This is a genomic window from Candidatus Hinthialibacter antarcticus (assembly GCA_030765645.1).
Taxonomy (GTDB): domain Bacteria; phylum Hinthialibacterota; class Hinthialibacteria; order Hinthialibacterales; family Hinthialibacteraceae; genus Hinthialibacter; species Hinthialibacter antarcticus.
Map to the genome: position 1 here is coordinate 77,039 of JAVCCE010000076.1, position 18,975 is coordinate 96,013.

Consider the following 18,975-nt stretch of genomic DNA (forward strand, 5'->3'; position numbering starts at 1 on the left):
TCTTCCTGAAAGATGAACGCCTCCCCAAATTGCGGGAAGGCGTATGTGATTCTCGTTTAAATACAAAAACAAAAGGTGCAAAAATCAGCGTTCAATAAACTGCTTCATGCGGCGCAGCCCTTCGCGGATGTTCTCCATCGAAGTTGCAAAGGAGAGCCGTAAGTATTCTTGTTCCTCGCCGACGTTTTTGCGACCGAAGCAGGTGCGCGGCAAAACGGCGACGCCTGCTTCATTGAGTAAGGCGCGTTGCAGGTCGTTGGCGGTTTTCATGCCCAAGCGTTTACACGCAGCGGTCACATTGGGGAACACATAAAACGCGCCGCCGGAATGCAGGCAACTGACGCCGTCGATTTTGTTCAGACCCTCCGCGATGACGCGCGCGCGTTCCTGGAATTGTTCGACCATGTATTGCGACTCATGGTGCGGGCCGTCGAGCGCATGAACGCCGGCAATCTGCGTGAAGGAGCAGGTGCAGCTGTCAATGTTGGTTTCAATTTTTCCGACTTGTTTGGCGAGGTCGGCGTTCATGACGCCGTAGCCCATGCGCCAGCCCGTCATGGCGTACGTTTTTGAAAATCCGTCAACGATGATGGTGCGCTCTTTCATCCCGGGGAACGCGGCGATGCTGTGGTGTTCGCCCGTCCACAAAATTTGCGAATAGACTTCGTCAGAGATGACCCATAAGTTTCGTTGAACGCACAGTTCCGCCATGTCGCGCAACAGGTCCGTTTCTAGAATATTGCCGCATGGATTGCCCGGCGTATTCAAGAAGATGCACTTGGTTTTGGGCGTAATTACCCGCTCCAGATCATCTATGGTGAAGTTCCAGTTGCGTTCTTCTAGCAAGGGAAGCGGTACGGATACGCCGCCCACCCAGTCGATGATGGATTCATAAATCGGATAGCCCGGGTTGGGATAAATCACTTCGTCGCCGGGGTTAATCAGCGCCATGACGGCGTCAAACATCACCGGTTTTGCGCCGGGCGTGACCACAACTTCGTCGGGGTGGCATGGAATATTACGCGTTCGCTGTATATACGCGGCGATGGATTCACGCAGTTTCGGGATGCCCGCGCTGGGCGTGTAGTGCGTCTGGTTTTCGCTAATGGCTTTCAGCGCGGCGTCTTTGATATGGACGGGCGTATTGAAATCGGGTTCGCCTAATCCAAACGAAATGATGTCGCGGCCCTGGGCTTTCAGCGCATTCACTTGAGCGAGCACGTCAAAGGCGGTTTCTGTGCCGAGTTTTTTCATGCGCGTCGCCAATTCGGGCAACGATGAGGCTCCGCGCGTTTCAAACATGCGGACGCCGCCTAGTTGCGAAACGATCCACACGGGTTTTTCGCGAATGGCGCCGAACTGAGCAAGCACCGAAAGCAGCGCTTGCGGCGTTTCATCCGAAACGGTCGCGACTGCCCAACGATGAGCGTCGTGCGGCGCATCCGGCGAGATAACGGTGATCTGATTGTGCGGATCGCGAATGCGGGTAACGCGCTGGGCGTCGTCGCTGTCCGCGAGAATATATAGACGCTGTCCTGAAACTGCTTTGGCGTCGAGTTGCTGTAAGCCGGGTTGCGGCAAGCGGTCTGCCGGACAGCCCGCTTGTTTGAACGCGTCTTGAACGACCTCTGAATAACTTTGTGAAAATAGCAGCGCATCGCCGCCGCTCCAACTCGGGTCGGACGGATCGAGGCGCATCTGTTGAAAGACCAGCGCCGCCGCCGCCGAAACCAGCGCGGGCGGACGTTGCGGAGAACGGAGCGCGTTGAGTGCTTGATCGAGATTCGGCATTATTTGGTTACCCTGCCAGTAAATTCATATTTGAGCCGCGCACTGGTTGAATGCGTTTGACGGCGTCGTTGGCGCTAACGCCTTCATGTACGAGAGCGCAAACTGCTTCCGCCACAGCGGCGGGATCGTCCGCACCGGGATAAAGCACGTTGCGGCCTACCATGGCGCCGCGAATGTTTTCGCCCTCGCCCATTCCGCGGACAAACTGGTCGACGACATCGACCGGGTTGCCGGTTGCTTCGCCGCCCAACATCAAAATCGGGCCGCTGAACGATTGAGCGACGCGGTTGTAGTCGGGTACATAGGGAATCTTCAACCACAAGTTAGCGGTGGAATGCGACAGACCCGACGCGACGCCAATGACGCGAATCAAATCGTCTGCTTTCATCACCACTTTGTATGCGCCGTCGATTTGCTTGACGGGCAGCGGTTCCAAAAAGACGGGCAAGTCGATGTCATTACAGGCTTCGATGCTGCGCGAGCATTCTTCCATGGTCTGAATGACGTAACGGTCATACGGATCAGGTACAGCCAGACGGAAGAGAATTTTCGCGCCGTCGAGATTGAGTTCTTTGATTTTTTTCGCATCGCGATAGGCGGTCATGCGGTCAAGCAGTTCATGATTTGCGCCCGCCAGACCGCTGCGGTTCATGCACGCGATCAATAATTTATTGTCGAGAAAACTCTTCTTGGTTTTTTGCTGATAGAGATAATCGAGCAGGAACAAGTCTTCAAAGATGTCCGCCGTCGCCATCAGGCCGTCGATGTTTGAGGCCATCATCACGCGGGCGCAACGACCGAGATAATCAAAGCGGTCGCCCATGCGCACCGGGTCGCCGCCGGAGTTGGTCACCATGCGGGCCGGGTGGTCAGCCGCGAGAATGACCATACGTCCCTGGGTCGTCAGCGATTTACGCTGTTTGCGTTTTTGCATGCGGTCTTTGATGATGGAACTTTTTTCGACGCGCAGTTCGCACAACTGGTCCCAAATATCTTCATTGAGAAAATGACGCGACTGATAGACGTAATTATTACGCAACGCGTAATTGACTTCGATGCGGTTGCGGGCGCCGCCGTAAAGCGACTTCGCCGCGCCAGTCAGGTCCTCGGGGATTTCCTGGCCATAAGGTTTGATCTCAAACGCGACTGAGCCTTGGAAGTCGCACTCGACCAGCGCTTTGAGATAGCCCGCCAGCACGGCGGAGGTCAACTCGCTGTCGGCGAGATTGAACGCCGGGTGAACATCGCCGTAGCGCGGGTCGCCGTCGGGATTGTTGCGGTTGAGAATGCAGTTCGAGACGTGCACGTGTTGAATATAGGAACCCAGGCGTTTGATGGCTTCGGGGCCTTCGCCATTGATAATCATGTGGCTGGTGTCGATCAACAGGCCGAGTTCTTCGTGACCGTATTGATGGCGTACGGATTCAAGCACCGCTTCGGCGCGGTCGGCGGGGCCGATCAGCATTTCTTTGAACGGCGTGATGCCCGGCGGGTTCACGCGGTTATCAAACGGAATCAACAACGGAATGCAATTGGATTTATTTTTTTTGTTGAGTTCTTTTAAATAGGTGCAAATTTCGTGCAGCGAGCGGCGCAATTGCGATAGCGCTTCTTCTCGTACGCGGTCGGCTTCGGCGCCGGAGAGGCCCGCCATGATCGCCGGGTCTTTGCCGCTGAAGAAGGTGAATTTGTCGCAGGGATACTCGAATGCTTCGTCGATGCACTCTTTCAGGCGTTCGACGGCTTTGCGACGCTCGTTTTCGTCGAGAGAACTGATATCGGACGGTGGAACGATTTTGTCTTCGTTAATGAGCTGCACTAACTGCGCACACCAGACGATCTCTTCGATCTGGCCGTTTTTGCGCGCATCGGCGAGTTTCTTGATCGCCTCTTTTCGACTGACGCTGTTTTTGATGCGGGAGATTTCAATCGAGTTGAAATCCGCGTCGTCGATGACCCATTGCAGGGTTTTCGTCAGGTATTCGCGCCGGGCTTCGCCGCGAAAGTTGGAATTGGTATTGCCGGGGCCTGCAAATAGCACCGGATATACGATGCCAAGCCGATTCGATTCGAGTGACACGTCGGTTCTCCTACTTATATGTACGATTTATTAAACTTATACACACTACTTTAATTATAGATGCGGCGTGGTGAAACGCTAAGGTGTGGAGAATTAGGGTTTTATTTAGAATTTGATTGTTAGAATCTCTATATAAATTATAACCTTGAGGGTGGATTGGGTTCGATGTTGGGTTTTTATTTTACGCTAGGTCGCTCCCTCATCCTAACCTTCTCCCAGAGGGAGAAGGGATTACCTTGGCGTTTATACAGGGACGCGTCGTGTTGCATAACGGTATCAAGTAGGGTGGTGTTGAGCGCAAGCGAAACCCACCAATGTAAGCCTATTTAAAACAACGGTGGAATTCATTGCATTCATCTCACCCTACAGGGCTAAGCCGCATTGGTCGCAGAAGCGGGCGTCTTCGTTAGTTATTCATGCGCGGCCTCAACGTTGTGTTTCGCTGACTCTTTTTTGAGTTCCTTCGTTCTCTGTCGATATTCATTATCTAACCATAACCTTTCATCCGTTACAAGATATAATTTCCCGACTATTAAATTAGGAGAATTACTATGAAGCGTCTGGCTTTATTCTTATTCGCATTGATTGTGTTGCCTCTTAGCGTCCAAGCAAAAGTCGTCAGCGGGTTAGAGCATCTGTTTGATTCGCAAGTGGAACTGGTGAGTAATAAACGGGTCGCAGTTGTTGCCAACCACACGGCGGTGGATTCGAAGGGCGTTCACCTGGTTGACCGCCTGCAGAAGGTCGCGACGGTGGTCGCAGTCTTCGCGCCGGAGCACGGCTTTCGCGGCGACGTGGAAGCAGGCGGCAAGGTCGAAACCAAACGCAACCGGGATTCATTTTCGATCTACAGCCTCTATGGAACCAACCGAACCCCGACGCCGGAGATGCTCAAAGGCGTGGATGTGATCGTCTATGACATCCAAGACGTGGGCGTGAAATTCTATACCTACATATCCTCGCTGTTTCTGGTGATGACCGCCGCCGCGCGCGACGGCATCCCGGTGGTGGTGTTAGACCGGCCCAATCCAATCGGCGGCGTACAAGTCGCCGGGCCTGCGACCAATCCGGCCTACACAAGTTTCGTCGGCGTGATTCCATTGCCGATTCGCTATGGTCTCACCGTCGGCGAGTTGGCGCATCTGTTTAACAATGAAACCTACGCAGGCTTCACCATTGGCTGCGATTTGACCGTGGTGAAGATGCAAGGCTATCAGCGCGACATGGCCTACCAAGAAACCGGGCTGCCTTGGATCGCGCCGTCTCCGAACTTGCCCACCGTAGAATCGGCGTTGATGTATCCCGGGACGTGTTTATTTGAAGCGACCAATCTTTCCGAAGGGCGGGGAACAGAGTTGCCCTTCTTGACCGTGGGCGCGCCGTTCATCGACGCCAAGAAGTGGCTGGCGGCGGTACCGAAGGACGCCTTCGATGGATTCAGCGCTGAGCCGATTGAATTCACGCCGAAGCAGATTCCCGGTAAGTCGGAGAATCCCAAATTCAAAAATGAAAAATGCTACGGATTGCGTTTGGGAGTGAAAAGCGCTGATGCCGAGCCGATTCGGCTGGCGGTTACGTTGATCTGCGCGGCGAAACAACTCTATCCCAATGAGATTAAAACCCGATCATTTATGAATCTACTGTGGGGCAATGAAAACCTGCGTTCGATGTTAGAAGCCAGCGCCGATGTTGACGCGATTTTGAAAACGATTGGTGAAGATACAGAGCGCTTTCAATCAATGCGAACGAAGTACCTTTTATATGATGATAGCAAACAAAATGACTCAGGGCTTACGCCAAATAAAATACGCAACGGCGCGTTTCAGTATCCCTTTACAGACAATGAGCGTCCTGATATCAAATTTGTTGATGGCGACTCTGAGGGCAAAATGCCAATGGGCAACGAACAGAGCGTCTACTTTGCCAAACTCGGTCAGGCTATGGACTTTGCTGACTTGAATCATGACGGCGCTGTCGATGCCGTATTTGAAATGGCGGTCAACACAGGTGGAACGGGGACGTTTCATTACCTCGTCTGCGCCGTTAGTGATAATGGAGAACCAAAGCAAGTCGCGGAATTTTTTCTCGGCGACAGAATTGCCGTGAATAAAATTACGATCTTGACTCCAGAGGTCATAGAGATTGAGCGCCTCAAAAGCGCGCCTGACGACGCCGCTTGTTGCCCCAGTTTAAAAGTGCGGGAGTATTATTCGTTTGATGGAGGTTCGTTGTCTTTAATTGGAGAAGTGAAGATTGACGACGTCAAGTATTAACTGAATGGATTCAATCGTATTCTCCTTGTGAGAATTCTGGTAAGATGTTTTATTATGTGAAGGACTTAACGTAATTATGGAGCCGATTTTTTATGTCTAAAAAGCCAGCCGTTCGTTGGGATGTATCACTAATCACCGAAGAAGATTTATATCTCTTCAATGAGGGAAGCCATTTTCGTTTATACGAAAAAATGGGCGCTCACCTCATGACCACCGACGACGGCGAGCGCGGCGTGTATTTTTCCGTATGGGCGCCCGACGCCGAATACATCAGCGTCATTGGCGACTTCAATTATTGGAACAACTCCATTCACGAATTACGCCCCTGCGGCTCCTCCGGCATCTGGCATGGCTTTATTCCAAACACTGAACTGGGCATGAAATACAAGTTTCACGTACGCTCGCGCTACAACAACCATTGCGCCGATAAAGCCGACCCCTATGCGTTGTATGCTGAAACTCCACCGCTGACTGCTTCGGTGGTTACGCAATTGGATTACCAATGGGACGACGGCGAATGGATGAAAACCCGCGCCAAGGTGAATGCCCACGACGCGCCTATGTCGATTTATGAAATTCACTTAGGCTCATGGATGCGCGTGCCCGAAGACGGCAACCGCCCCATGACCTATCAGGAACTCGCGCCCAAACTCGCGGAGTACGTCTCGCGCATGGGCTTTACCCACGTTGAATTTATGCCAGTGATGGAACACCCGTTCTATCCATCATGGGGATACCAGATCACCGGTTTTTTTGCGCCGACTTCCCGTTATGGGACGCCGCAAGACTTTATGTACCTGATTGATTATCTCCACCAACAAGGCGTTGGCGTGATTCTCGATTGGGTGCCGTCTCACTTTCCGACCGACGGCAACGGTCTCGGTTTTTTTGACGGGACCCACCTCTACGAACACGCCGACCCCAAGCAAGGCTTTCATCCTGACTGGGGCAGCCTGATCTTTAATTACGACCGCAATGAAGTCAAAAGTTTTCTCTATAGCAACGCCTTCTTCTGGCTGGAAAAATACCATATCGACGGGCTGCGGGTGGATGCGGTGGCTTCGATGCTCTATCTCGATTATTCCCGCGAAGACGGCGACTGGGTCCCTAACAAATACGGCGGCAAAGAAAACCTGGGCGCGATTGAGTTTTTGCGCCGCATCAACCATGAAATCTACGCCCACTATCCCGACGTACAGACCATCGCCGAAGAATCGACCTCATGGCCGATGGTGTCGCGCCCGACGTATATCGGCGGACTGGGGTTTGGCTACAAATGGGACATGGGGTGGATGCACGATTGTTTGACGTTTTTCTCCACTGACTCCATTTACCGAAAATATCATCACAATGAATTGACTTTCCGTATGCTGTATGCGTTTACGGAAAACTTCGTCATGCCATTGTCGCACGACGAAGTGGTGCACGGCAAAGGTTCGATGCTCAATAAAATGCCGGGCGACGTTTGGCAAAAATTTGCCAATTTGCGCTTGCTATACGGCTATATGTACGGGCAACCGGGCAAGAAATTATTATTCATGGGCGCCGAGATCGCGCAATGGAGCGAGTGGTCGCATGAGACCAGTTTAGAATGGAACTTGCTGTCGTATGACACCCACCGTGGGGTTCAACAATGGGTGCAAGACCTCAATCATTTCTACCGCAATGAACAGTCGCTTCATACAAAAGATAGTGATCCCAAAGGGTTTGAGTGGGTGGATTGTACGGACACGGACAACAGCATCATTAGTTTTATTCGTAAGGGCGTGAACCCGAACGAATACTTATTGTTTGTTTTGAATTTCACGCCCGTGCCGCGTTATCAATACCGGATCGGCGTCCCGGTCGACGGGTATTGGAAAGAGGCGCTCAACAGCGATGCCGAACAATACGGCGGCAGCGGACAAGGCAACTTTGGCGGCGTACAAGCCGACTCCGTCCCCAACCATCATCACTATTACTCCGTTAATGTGACCATTCCACCGCTGGGCTGCGTTGTGTTCAAAAGCGGCGGCCTTTAAATAACTATTAGTTCGTAATACCAACCACCCTCTTCTGAAAAATTTGGAAGAGGGCGGTTTTTTTATCTAATCGCCCTGCGTGAAACTGACCGCCTCTCCTTTGCAATCTACGCTGACTTGTGGCAGGATATAAACGGCGTCGGATATTTTGTCCGGCGCAGCAGTAAGAATTTGGGCAAAATACAAAACAACGAAACCATTTCGAAAAAAGTAGGGGAGACAATGACCAAGAAATCTTCACTATCCCGTAGAACTTTTCTCACCAGTACAGCGGCGGTGGGCGGAGTCACTTCATTTACGCTCGTTCCGAATACCGTTTTTGGAGCGCCGAGCCGGCCCGCCCCCAGCGACCAGTTGCGTTGCGGCAACATCGGCGTTGGAGGCCGTGGACGCGGGTTTTTACGCCCTGGCGTGACGGTAGCGATTTGCGACGCCGATGAAAACCGCTTGGCTGACGCCGCCAAACGCGTCGGCGGCAACCCGACGCTTTATAACGATTACCGTCGGCTTCTCGATCAAAAAGACATTGACGCGGTCTTCGTGACCTCGCCAGACCATTGGCATGCGTTGATGGCAATTCATGCGTGCGAAGCAGGCAAAGACGTTTACGTCGAAAAGCCCGCATGTAAGACCATCGAAGAAGGCCGCGCCATGGTCGAAGCGGCGCGCCGTTATGCGCGCGTGGTGCAGGTCGGTTCACAAGGGCGCTCGCAAGAAGGCGCCTATCACGGCAACAAATATATTGCCAACGGGCAAATCGGTCACGTCAGTGAAGTTCGCTGCTGGCACTACGAAAATCCACGCGGCGGATGGGACCCCAACACGCCGCCGCCGTCTGAACTCGATTATGAAAAGTGGGTCGGGCCCGCCCGCTGGGTTCCATACAATAGCCGACGTACGCACGGCAGTTTCCGCTGGATGTTAGATTTCGGCGGTGGGCAAATTCGCGACCGCGGCGCACACGTCATGAGCGTTGCGATGTGGGTGATGAAAAGCGACCATACCGGCCCGGTCAGCGTAAAAGCGACGGGCAACCCTCACTGCGACGGGATGTATGATTCGCCCGAAACCATGAAAGTCACCTATCAATTCAAAGACCCCGACTGGACGCTGATTTGGGACATGCCGGGCGAAGCGCATGAAGAAGGCTTTAAATGGACCCGCAAATCTTACGGCGGCAATTACATCGGCGACAAAGGCAACCTGATTATTTCTTACGGTGACACTGCTGAAACCGACACCGAACAAAAAGCGAAAGACTACAAAGTCCCGGCGGGCGGCGTCGAAGTCTATCATAGCCCCGGTCACCGCGAAGATTTTGAAAAGTGCATTCGCACCCGCGAACGGCCTATCATGGATATCGAAGCAGGGCACCGTGTTGCGGTGTTATGTATTCTCGGCAACCTGTCATACATGTTAGGTCGGGAACTCAAGTGGGACGCCGTCAATGAACGAGTGATCGGCGATGACGAAGCCAACCGTTTGTTGAGCCGCCCCGGTCGCGGCCAGTGGCACATTTAAGGGAGACCATAAAATGGAAACATTAAAAAATACTCTTGCAACGGGCGCCGCTGTCGTCGCCGCTTCAATGCTAAGCAAAACGGCGAATGCGGCAGAAGGCTTTATCGGCCGGATTCAATCCAACGATGAGAATGTACGCTGCGAGGCTTGGAAAGAAGCCTACATGCAGCCCGCTAGCGTCATTTCGCCGTTGAGCGATTTGTTGCTGGCTGAGAACCCCGGCATCGCTCGCGCGGCGGATGAAGCGCTTAAAGTTTTGATTCATTCCGTTGGCGAACAGGCGGATTCGCCCAAACGCGCAGAAGTCGTGAAGTCATTACTCGACCTGTTGAATCGTCGGGATTACGTAACGCGCATCAATGGGCTGCGGCTTTTATCGTTAGTCGCGAATGGCGATTCTGTTGCGGCGGTTACGCCGTTTTTAAAAGTCCCGCAACTACAAGAAGAAGCAATCTATTGCATCCAACGCATTCCAGGCGCCGAGTCGACGGACGCGCTGGTTGAAGCGTTAGCGCAGGCCCCGCGTGAATTTAAGTTGCGCATTCTGGCCGCGATTGAACAACGCAAAGACCCGGCTGGCGCAGAAAATTTGAATCCGTACCTCGCTTCGGATGACACCGAATTAGCGATTGCCGCCATCAAGGCGATGGCGACTTGCGGCGTGTATCCTGATGAATCGCTGGTGCCGGATTATGAGACGCTCTCCGATCAGCATAAGCGCGAGTTGGTTGATAGCGGGTTGCGCATTTGCGACCATTTGATTGCCGATGGGAGTTATGAACAAGCGGGGCGGATACTTAAGCGGGTTTTAGAAATTCCTGAAGAAGAAATCGGCGAACACTTTCATTGCGCCGCCATTCTTTGCTTAGCAAAAGTTGACCATCCCGAAGCCAAAAGTTCAGTGCAGAAATTTACCGAACAAGGCTCCTATATTGTTCGCGATACCGCCAAGAAGGCGCTGGCGGCGATGTAATCGAATTCGCGTTTAGACAATTGATTATTGAGAAGCCGCTTCTTAAAATTGAAGCGGCTTTTTCTTTATACGGAGATCGTGAAAATGGAAACTCGCCATGTCATTCGTTTGATGGTGATTTTATTGAGTATCCTGATTGCATTGATTCTCAACTGGTGGCTGAACGGCTGATTCAGCGTTTTCTTGATTGACCAAAACGCGCCATCCGTCTTGTTAGAGGTTTCGCGTTGATTGATTCTTGGATTGCCGCCTTTTCATCTGCATCAAGGCGGTTGAGTTCTTCTAATCCTTTTACTGTCTCTGTCAACGCAGTGATTGATGTCCAGATGATTTGAAACGCTTTGCGTTTGTCTGTTACTTTTTTAGACAATTTATCAACGGCGGATGTGAGAGTTTTTTTCGTTTCAATTAATACCTGACGGTTTAAGTCGCTCACATCACCAAATTGAATCGCGGGTGCTTGATTCCCTGATAGCGTTTGGAATATTTTGTTTAGAATGCTGAAGGGTTCGGGTTCGTTTTTTAGAGACGCCAAATTCACTTCAATAAATTGACTTGCGCTTGTTTCAAACAGCTCACTATATCCAATCTCTTTTTTTAAAAGTTGGTGTAAGACTCTTAATTGTTGAATAACCCACTGAAGGTAAGAAATAATTGTTGTTCGTCCACGCGAACTATGGATAGAAACTTTCTCATTTCGGAATTTAAGGATTTCCAGTTTTTGTTCTTCAATCTTAACTGTTGCTTTGGCGCTGGCTGACTCTTTTCGCCTGAGATACTCATGTTCTTCGGCCCATTGATTTTGATCAAATAAATTGAATGGAGATGAATTTAAGCAATCGACCATCAACTTTGATTGTGTCGCGGAGTCGTAGCATTCTTGCCAACGTTGGTTCTCTTGAACCGCCAGGCTAGCGGTCATCTTTTCGGTATGTATTACTGATGCATCGAAATCCTTGCGGGTTTTCATTTCCGCTAATACAGAAGACAAATCAGAAAAAATGAGTTTACCATCCTGGTTCATCATGATGACGTCTTGTTCGCGGACGCCAGGATTCCTCAGAATATATTCCTGAATGAGGGCTTTATTAATTTCCTCTTTGGCTTGGTTATAATGTTCAGATTGGAGGCCCATGTTGTGTTTTTTCGTAATATATAACTTCATCGATTAACGAGTTGAAATTTAGACATCTTAATCTTAACACAAATTACACGTATTTTGTTAGAAAGTTAATATTGAAATCTTAACCTATTGTATTCATTACGCTTAAAAGTTGTTGGCTGCGAGGTGCATCTCGTATAAACATTCGTTATTCGTAAGGTGTTTTTATCAACATTTTGGGTTTCTTGACTTTTATATTTATACTTAAAACATCAGGAAAATCTAATAGAGGTGACAGACTCGTATGAAACGTTTGAATGTGATACTCAGCCTATCAATTGCTGCAATGTTTGTTTTTTCCGCAGTTGCATCAGAGCAAGAAGCGCCGAAAGATTTCACCCTAAAGCCCATCTTTGGCGAGAAACCATTCCAATTATCGAAGGCAAAGGGCAAGTATGTCGCCATCCATTTTTTGCTGAAAACCGAATGTCCGATTTGTTTGCGGCATGTTCGAGCATATTTTGAGCATGAAAAAGACCATTCTGATGTCATTCAACTCTATGTAAAACCTGATACGCCGGGCGAGATCAAGGCGTGGGCGTCAAAGATACCCCAAGGAGATATGGAGAAGGCGCCGGAAATTTATCATGATCCAGACGCGAAACTCGCGAAGCAATTCGGTGTTCCCGGTGGATATAAATTTCATGGGCAGGTCGTTCACTTCCCGGCGTTTGTCTTGCTCGACCCGAATGGAAAAGAAGTGTTTCGATATGTAGGGAAGAATAATTCTGAACGATACAGTTACGAGAAATTTGTCAAAAAAATGGAAGAACTGAAATCGTAACAGCTCTTCTGAGAGAGAACCCAAATGCCCGCCTTCTCAACTGAGAAAGCGGGCATTGTTTTTGTAGGGTAGGTTAAAAATGCGCGACCCACCTATGGAGTTTGGGAGGGCGAACCTCCTGGTGAGCCGTATTAAAACAGAGCGTTTCAATTTTTCGCGGCTCGGCGGGAGCCTCGCCCTCCCCAGAGTTTTGCATATTAGTTGTGGGGTGAGTTCTTAATCCACAACAATTTTGCAAACTTCAATCTCGTCTATTCTGACTGAACTTCAGCCAGCGAAGTTGACTTCGCCCCGCATGACTCGCAGTGAGGCAATAGCGTATGGCGCAGCGACCCGCATGATTCGCACTTGTCGAACAATTTATTCCCGCAGGATGGGCAGGTGTAGGGCTTATCTGAATCACTCGGAACCTCTGCCATATTGGGCAGTGCGGCGAGTCCCTTTTTAGACCAGCGCGCGAATTTCAACGGCCCTTGCTGAATCGGAAACGAGCAAACCGGACACAACCGCCGCATGTAGGCTTCGCGGTATTGGTTCATTAACCAGGCGGGAAGTGGTTTCAGCGCGAGCCGGACGCGGTAAACAATAAAGCTCAATACGATAATGATGATGCTTAGAATCGCGATGTATTTGAAAAAATCTCGCGGGAAGTGCTCGAACATGACGACATAGGTGCGTACGAACAGGGCGAACAACGCAGCGTTGATAATCAAAATGTAGGGGCTGCTGCGCATTTTGAAGGTAAGCCACGCGAACAAAACCAAGAGAGGAATCAAAAACGCGAGACGGAGACAAGCAATGGTGAAGCGGTGTTGCTTGAATTCTGTAGAGTAAGCATCGCTGTAGGCTTTTTCACTTTCGCCGAGCGTTTCTTGGAGAGCATCAATCTGCGGGTCTAATTCACGGCGCGTTTGGTTGAGTTGCGCAATGCGTTGGTTGGCGGCTTCGAATTCACGTTGGTTTTTTAAAAAGAGCGCCTGGCTTTCTTCCATCGCTACTTGTTCGGTTTCTCCTGGCGTGAGGTTGCGCTCTAATTTGAGACGATAGATCTCGGCTAGTTGGTTCATGGTTTCGCGTGAACTTTGGGTGCTGTTTCGGAGAAGTTCCTGATGTTCTTGTTCGTTTTTAATTTCACGCAGGATTTGGTTTCGTTCATCCGTTAACAGGGCGTGTTGATCTTGAACTTCTTGATCGATGTGAGTTGCGCGTAATTTCTCTACGTCGGGCTTGTTAATTGTTCCGATGTCTTTAAGAACAAAGCCCAGCAGCCAAATGAAAAGCAATGAAAGAAGAGAGCTGAAAAAAAACAATAGTAGGCGGTGTGACCAGGGGCCTTTTCGTATTTGCTCTTGCATGATTATCCTCCAAGTCTATACAGTTGATATGTAAACATTATAGATGGTCACTGAATGGAGTCAATAGTACCTATCAAAATAATCATTGTCCGATTTGATGAAACTCGTTGTCGTCTTGTTTTGAGATTCCGGCCTCGATGGATAAGTCTTTGTCGAGAAAACCCTGCTTGTTGCTGGATATAATATCGCCCTGCGAGTTGAGGCCGTTGCTGGCGCTATAGGGGCGTACGGGATACGACTGGCGGGTACGGTCGGGGCCCCATCCCCACACCCAATAGCGGCCATGAATGGGGTTTGGCGCTAGGTCGCTTCTGCGGGCGACGTATAAATACCAACCCACATCGAGACCGTCGCCCCGGTTGTCGCTCATCTTGACGGAGTTCGGGGCGTCGATAAACGGGTCGTAGGGCAGGGAGGCGATATAAGACACCGGCGAAGTAATGGGCGCCATGTTGTACATGTGGGAACCGTCAGTCCCGCCTGGTGGGACGAAGGGTACGCTGTTGTTGTCGATCTGGTACATTTCGATGGCGTTGGACAGTGCGCGGATTTCAGACACCGAGCGGGCGATCTTGGCGCGGATTTGCGCATTCAGAAAATTCGGAACCGCAATCGCCGCGAGGATGCCGATAATCGCAACGACAATCAACAATTCAATTAAAGTGAATCCACGCATTTTCATCCAATAACTCCCCGATTGTAAATTCAACCTACTATCCAATGTTTACGGTCGAAAGTCAATTAGGGATTTTGTCTATATTTGTTTTATAAGAGGGCAAAACCTCTCTCATTTTTTTTGAGAGAGGTTTCAGTAAAGACTTTCTTACCAGGGCAGGCCTTTGGCGTTGCGGGCTTGTTTGAGATCGACGGTTTCAAGAATCTGGGCAATGCGCCCCGCCGCTTTGCCGTCGCCGTAAGGGTTTACCGCATTTTTGGCGCGGACAATAAAATTAGTGTCGGTCAATGCGCGGTTGAGCACGGCCTCAATCTCATTGCGGCTTGGTTTGCAGTCGATGACGTTGTCGCCGCGCTCGCGGCCTTCCTGACGTTCACCGACGTTAATCACGGGGACGCCGTAACTGGGCGCGTCGATCATGCCCGAGCTGGAGTTGCCCACCAGGCAGGCGCAACGCCGCAGCAAGTTGCAGAACAGCTCGCGCGGCATGGACAGGAAGGTGTCAATCCACGGCTCGTTTTCGATTTTATGGATCGCCTGAATCATCTCGCGGCTGCCTGCATCAGAGTTTGGATAGATTAAAAACGTATGTACGCCGGAATATTTCAATGCGCTCAGGGTTTCGTTGAGTTCTTCCGCCGCTGTTTCCGGGTGGGTTGATATGGGGTGTTGCACCACCAGCGCAAAACGGCCTGGAATCGAAACGCCCAGTTTTTCCGACAGCGTCTGATCGTCAAATTCCGGGTATTTCAGCAAGGCGTCGAGGCCTGGCGTCCCGACCTGGTAGACGAAGTCGGGGTGTTCGCCGAGGCGGATGATGCGCTCTTTGCTTTTTTCTGTGGCGGGGAAATGGATATGGCTGAGTTTTGTAATGGCGTGGCGCATATATTCATCCAGCCCGCCTTTGGTAACTTCGCCGCCGTGCAGATGTCCGACTACCGCCCCGGCAAACAGGCCGGAGGTTGCGCCGGCGAAAGCTTCGACGCGGTCGCCCAAAATGATGACCACGTGCGGGCGGATGCGTTCGATTTCCTGAGTGATGCCCAAGATGCCGACGCCCAGTCCTTTGGCCATCGCGGCGCGTGAGTCGCTGCTGAATAGCGTGTCGATGCGGGCGCCCATCGGGAAGCCGTCTTCTTCGATGTGTTGAATGGTCAGCCCATATTCGGGCGAGAGGTGCATCCCGGCGGGAATGATGTAAGGCTTCAGGCTTTCCGATTCCGCCATTTGATAGAGCAACGGTTTAAAGATGCCATACTCTGCCCGCGTTCCGGTAATCACAGCGATCCGTCTCATTTTGGTTGCTCCGTAAACATCAGTTCCGCGCGTTGAAAGTCAATGTAATCGTTAATATCAATTGAACTCGATGCGTCCATGACATAACCGCCGCATGAGTTCCAATCAAAAATCGCCGCGTCAGGCGGTAGATTTTCATAGTAGGACCGACGTGAAATATAGATCGCGCCGTTAATTCGATAATATGAAGGCAAGTCTTGTCGGCGTAAGGGACGCTCTTTTAGATCAAATAGCGTGTTGAGTTCTCCGTCGTCTTTCCGGTCAAACATAAAGTAAGGGTGGAACTCTTCGACGCTGGTCACGGAGATGACTGAATTCTTGCCGCATTGCTGAAATAAATCGAGGGCTTCATTAATATGCTGCGCCTGTCGAAAGGGCGAGGTCGGTTGCATGAACACGACCGTCTCAATTTGATGACCGTCTGCTTCGGCAAACTGAAGCGCATGTTGTAACACCGACAATGATGACGCTTGATCGTTAGATAGATCCGCCGGACGCATAAAGGGAACCTCCGCCCCGGCGTCGCGCGCGATGGCGGCGATTTCATCATCGTCGGTCGAAACCAGCGCACTGCCGATCCGGCTTTGTTTGGCGGCGCGGATGGTGTGGGTGATGAGAGGCGCTCCGCCCAAGAGGCGTACGTTTTTACGCGGCAAGCCCTTCGAGCCGCCGCGCGCCGGGACAATACACAAAGTTTTTGAAAGAGAAGAAACGCCCATATCGTATATTCCAGTAAATAAGTTGCTTCATCGTAGGTTGCCGCCGAAAGCGGTCAAGAGGCCAAACGATAGCCGGGCGGGGTTGTTTTGTGCTAAACTAGTGAAGGTTGAAAAAGGAGAATGGAAATCTGATGGATGATATTATACAACTCATTGCAATCATCGTTATCATCGGCGTCAGTGCGGCTTCCAGCTTGGTCAAAAATTTCAACAAAGACGAAGATAATGACATTGATACGATGCCGGTTGAACCGCCAAAGCCTGTCCCGTCCCGTCCTGAACCACAGCGTACGCCGCCTCGTCCGCAACCCCAGCGCTCGAAGCCAATGGCGAGTACGGACGGTCGTTCGTTAGAAGGACGTTCGCTCGAAGGGCGTTCATTAGAAACGCAACCCCAGCGCCGACGCAAGCCCATCCAACCCCGTCGCCCACAACCTGCGCCGCGACAGCGACAGGCGCCTCAACTGGAAGAGGTCTATGTTGAGCCATTGCCGCAAAAGGAAGAAAAGAAAGACTTGATGACGGAAATTTTTAAGGCGTTTATGGAAGTGGAAGAGCCTGAAATCGTCATGGAGCCAGCGCCGCCCAAACCCAAACGTGCGCCCAAACCTCAAAAGCGCAAAGCGGAAACGAAACCCGCCAAAAAACCACCGATGACGCCAGCCCGCTTGGCTGAAATCACGACGCCGACGCACGCGCATCACCCCATGTTCTCGCAGCTAGCGAAACAAGCCGAAGCGAACCCGTTGCGGGTGGCTGTTGTGTTGTCGGAAATATTAAAACGCCCGCGAAGTCTACCGCCGTTGATGCGCTGGTCAGACCGCAATTAGGAACTCAATGTCAAACACTCTACTCATTGCTACGCGCAATCATAAAAAACAAAAAGAACTGCAATCGTTGCTCTCTGGTTTGGGCTGGGACGTCGTCACGTTGCGCGACTATCCCGACTCGCCGGACGTCGAAGAAACCGGCGATACCTTTCTCGCCAACGCCGAACTCAAGGCCGTGGCTGCATCGCAACATACCGGACTGTTGACCTTGGCGGACGACTCCGGCCTTGCGGTTGACGCCTTGGATGGACGCCCCGGCATCTACTCGGCCCGCTACGCCAACGGTGAAGATTCGACAGATGAAGAGAACCTGCAAAAAGTGCTTGATGATATAAAAGGCGTCCCGGCTGAGAAACGCACTGCGCGTTTTGTCTGCGCCGCCGTACTTGCCCAAGGCGATCAGGTTGTCTTTTCGACAGAACAATGCGTGGAAGGTTTTTTGACCGACGCCCCCAGCGGCGAGGGCGGTTTTGGCTATGACCCGATCTTTTATTATCCGCCGTTTGGAAAAACCTTCGCGGAAGTTCCCATCGAAGAAAAACACGCCGTCAGTCATCGCGGACAAGCCTTGGCGGAATTGATCGTGTTTTTTGAAACCTATTCCGTTTAGAGCGCTTGCCATTTTGGGGAGCGTATTCAATTCGCGCCGTTTTTTGGCGATGAATAGAAGCCTCTCAAAAATACATTGAGCGTATTGTTCACGGCGTGGAGGCGTCTCTGTGAGCGCCTGTGCAAAAGGGCCTGATAGCCCGCACCGAAGCGAAGAGAGCGGCGCCCACGCCGGATAAACCTTCCCGCTTAGACAGATCGTGATCGTTATTTATTATGAATCGAATTTTGAGAGGGTTCCTAATCTTCGACTTCCGGCGGCATGAAAAACTCGAAGATGTTACGTCCATATTTTTTGGTACGGACGTGTTCGAGCGTTTTCCATTCGAGTGAAATTTCTTCTTCGATGTCCCGCTGCACAAACACAATCGCGTCCGGCGTAAGCAGCGATGGGTGGGCGTCAATGATTTCCATCGTCTTGGTGACCAATTTCTGCCCGAACGGCGGCATGACGCCAATCAGATCGTACGGTTGGTTTTGCTGTGCGAGGCGGGGCAGCATTTCAAGCACATCGCCGCGCGTTGTGTAATACTCTGCATCCGGGCATATCTTTTTGTGGTTGGCTTTAGCGGTTGCGATGGCTTTGGGGTCTATATCTATACTCATGACATACGACGCGCCCCGGCTGAATGATTCCATGGCAATCATGCCGCTGCCTGAAAAGCAATCCAAAATGCGCGCGCCAGCCAAATGGGGTTCCAGAATTCCGAATAGTGATTTTCTGATGCGGCTTAACAGCGGCCTGGTGGTGAGACCTTCGGGCGTTTCAATGGCGCGGTTTTTATACTTTCCAGCAATAATTCTCATTCGTTACGCTTTCTTGTTTAAACAATCTTCTCACATTGTGCGTGAATCGGCGGATTTGTTAAGCCGCATCAATCACAA

General features: G+C 51.2%; 15 protein-coding genes. 7 read left to right on the top strand and 8 right to left on the bottom strand.

Annotation, left to right across the window (positions count from 1 at the left end; all coding sequences use genetic code 11):
- Positions 1-84: 84 nt before the first annotated feature.
- Positions 85-1,791 carry a pyridoxal phosphate-dependent aminotransferase gene (locus tag P9L94_20100; GenBank protein MDP8246397.1) on the bottom strand — a complete coding sequence of 569 codons (1,707 nt, stop codon included), beginning with the start codon at positions 1,789-1,791 and terminating at the stop codon, positions 85-87.
- A gap of 7 nt (positions 1,792-1,798) precedes the next feature.
- Positions 1,799-3,871 carry a TIM barrel protein gene (locus P9L94_20105; protein MDP8246398.1) on the bottom strand — a complete coding sequence of 691 codons (2,073 nt, stop codon included), beginning with the start codon at positions 3,869-3,871 and terminating at the stop codon, positions 1,799-1,801.
- Positions 3,872-4,422: 551 nt separating this feature from the next.
- Between P9L94_20105 and P9L94_20110 the strand changes: the two genes are divergently transcribed.
- From P9L94_20110 to P9L94_20125, 4 genes are all read left to right on the top strand, one after another.
- On the top strand, positions 4,423-6,144 hold the full coding sequence (locus P9L94_20110; GenBank protein MDP8246399.1) for a DUF1343 domain-containing protein: 1,722 nt from the start codon (positions 4,423-4,425) through the stop codon (positions 6,142-6,144).
- A 92-nt stretch (positions 6,145-6,236) separates the two neighbouring features.
- Positions 6,237-8,165, top strand: coding sequence for a 1,4-alpha-glucan branching protein GlgB (gene glgB, locus P9L94_20115; protein MDP8246400.1), 1,929 nt, complete (start codon positions 6,237-6,239; stop codon positions 8,163-8,165).
- Between the two features lie 222 nt (positions 8,166-8,387).
- Positions 8,388-9,686 (top strand): Gfo/Idh/MocA family oxidoreductase, encoded by a 1,299-nt coding sequence (locus P9L94_20120; protein ID MDP8246401.1) that lies wholly within the window; start codon positions 8,388-8,390, stop codon positions 9,684-9,686.
- 13 nt (positions 9,687-9,699) lie between these two features.
- The gene (locus P9L94_20125) at positions 9,700-10,659 is read left to right on the top strand and encodes a hypothetical protein (GenBank protein MDP8246402.1); all 960 of its coding nucleotides are present in this window, start codon (positions 9,700-9,702) and stop codon (positions 10,657-10,659) included.
- Positions 10,660-10,831: 172 nt separating this feature from the next.
- Here the strand turns inward: P9L94_20125 and P9L94_20130 are convergent, their stop codons facing one another.
- Positions 10,832-11,794 (bottom strand): hypothetical protein, encoded by a 963-nt coding sequence (locus P9L94_20130; protein MDP8246403.1) that lies wholly within the window; start codon positions 11,792-11,794, stop codon positions 10,832-10,834.
- Between the two features lie 271 nt (positions 11,795-12,065).
- Here P9L94_20130 and P9L94_20135 point away from each other — a divergent pair, with 271 nt between their 5' ends.
- Positions 12,066-12,605: a TlpA disulfide reductase family protein gene (locus tag P9L94_20135; protein ID MDP8246404.1), complete on the top strand. Its 540-nt coding sequence runs from the start codon at positions 12,066-12,068 to the stop codon at positions 12,603-12,605.
- 251 nt (positions 12,606-12,856) lie between these two features.
- Here P9L94_20135 and P9L94_20140 read toward each other — a convergent pair whose 3' ends face one another.
- From P9L94_20140 to P9L94_20155, 4 genes are all read right to left on the bottom strand, one after another.
- Positions 12,857-13,960, bottom strand: a complete 1,104-nt coding sequence (locus P9L94_20140; protein MDP8246405.1) for a hypothetical protein — start codon at positions 13,958-13,960, stop codon at positions 12,857-12,859.
- Between the two features lie 82 nt (positions 13,961-14,042).
- A complete protein-coding gene (locus P9L94_20145; GenBank protein ID MDP8246406.1) occupies positions 14,043-14,642 on the bottom strand; it encodes a prepilin-type N-terminal cleavage/methylation domain-containing protein in 600 nt (199 codons plus the stop codon).
- Positions 14,643-14,783: 141 nt separating this feature from the next.
- Complete coding sequence (gene neuC / locus P9L94_20150; protein ID MDP8246407.1) at positions 14,784-15,932, bottom strand: UDP-N-acetylglucosamine 2-epimerase; 1,149 nt, start codon at positions 15,930-15,932, stop codon at positions 14,784-14,786.
- Positions 15,929-16,651 (bottom strand): acylneuraminate cytidylyltransferase family protein, encoded by a 723-nt coding sequence (locus P9L94_20155; protein ID MDP8246408.1) that lies wholly within the window; start codon positions 16,649-16,651, stop codon positions 15,929-15,931. The genes neuC and P9L94_20155 overlap by 4 nt, the downstream gene beginning before the upstream one ends.
- A gap of 131 nt (positions 16,652-16,782) precedes the next feature.
- Between P9L94_20155 and P9L94_20160 the strand changes: the two genes are divergently transcribed.
- The gene (locus P9L94_20160) at positions 16,783-17,481 is read left to right on the top strand and encodes a hypothetical protein (GenBank protein ID MDP8246409.1); all 699 of its coding nucleotides are present in this window, start codon (positions 16,783-16,785) and stop codon (positions 17,479-17,481) included.
- A gap of 7 nt (positions 17,482-17,488) precedes the next feature.
- Positions 17,489-18,091: an XTP/dITP diphosphatase gene (locus P9L94_20165; GenBank protein MDP8246410.1), complete on the top strand. Its 603-nt coding sequence runs from the start codon at positions 17,489-17,491 to the stop codon at positions 18,089-18,091.
- A gap of 239 nt (positions 18,092-18,330) precedes the next feature.
- Here the strand turns inward: P9L94_20165 and rsmD are convergent, their stop codons facing one another.
- Entirely contained in the window at positions 18,331-18,897 is a 567-nt protein-coding gene (gene rsmD, locus P9L94_20170) for a 16S rRNA (guanine(966)-N(2))-methyltransferase RsmD (GenBank protein MDP8246411.1), read from the bottom strand.
- Between the last annotated feature and the right edge of the window lie 78 nt (positions 18,898-18,975).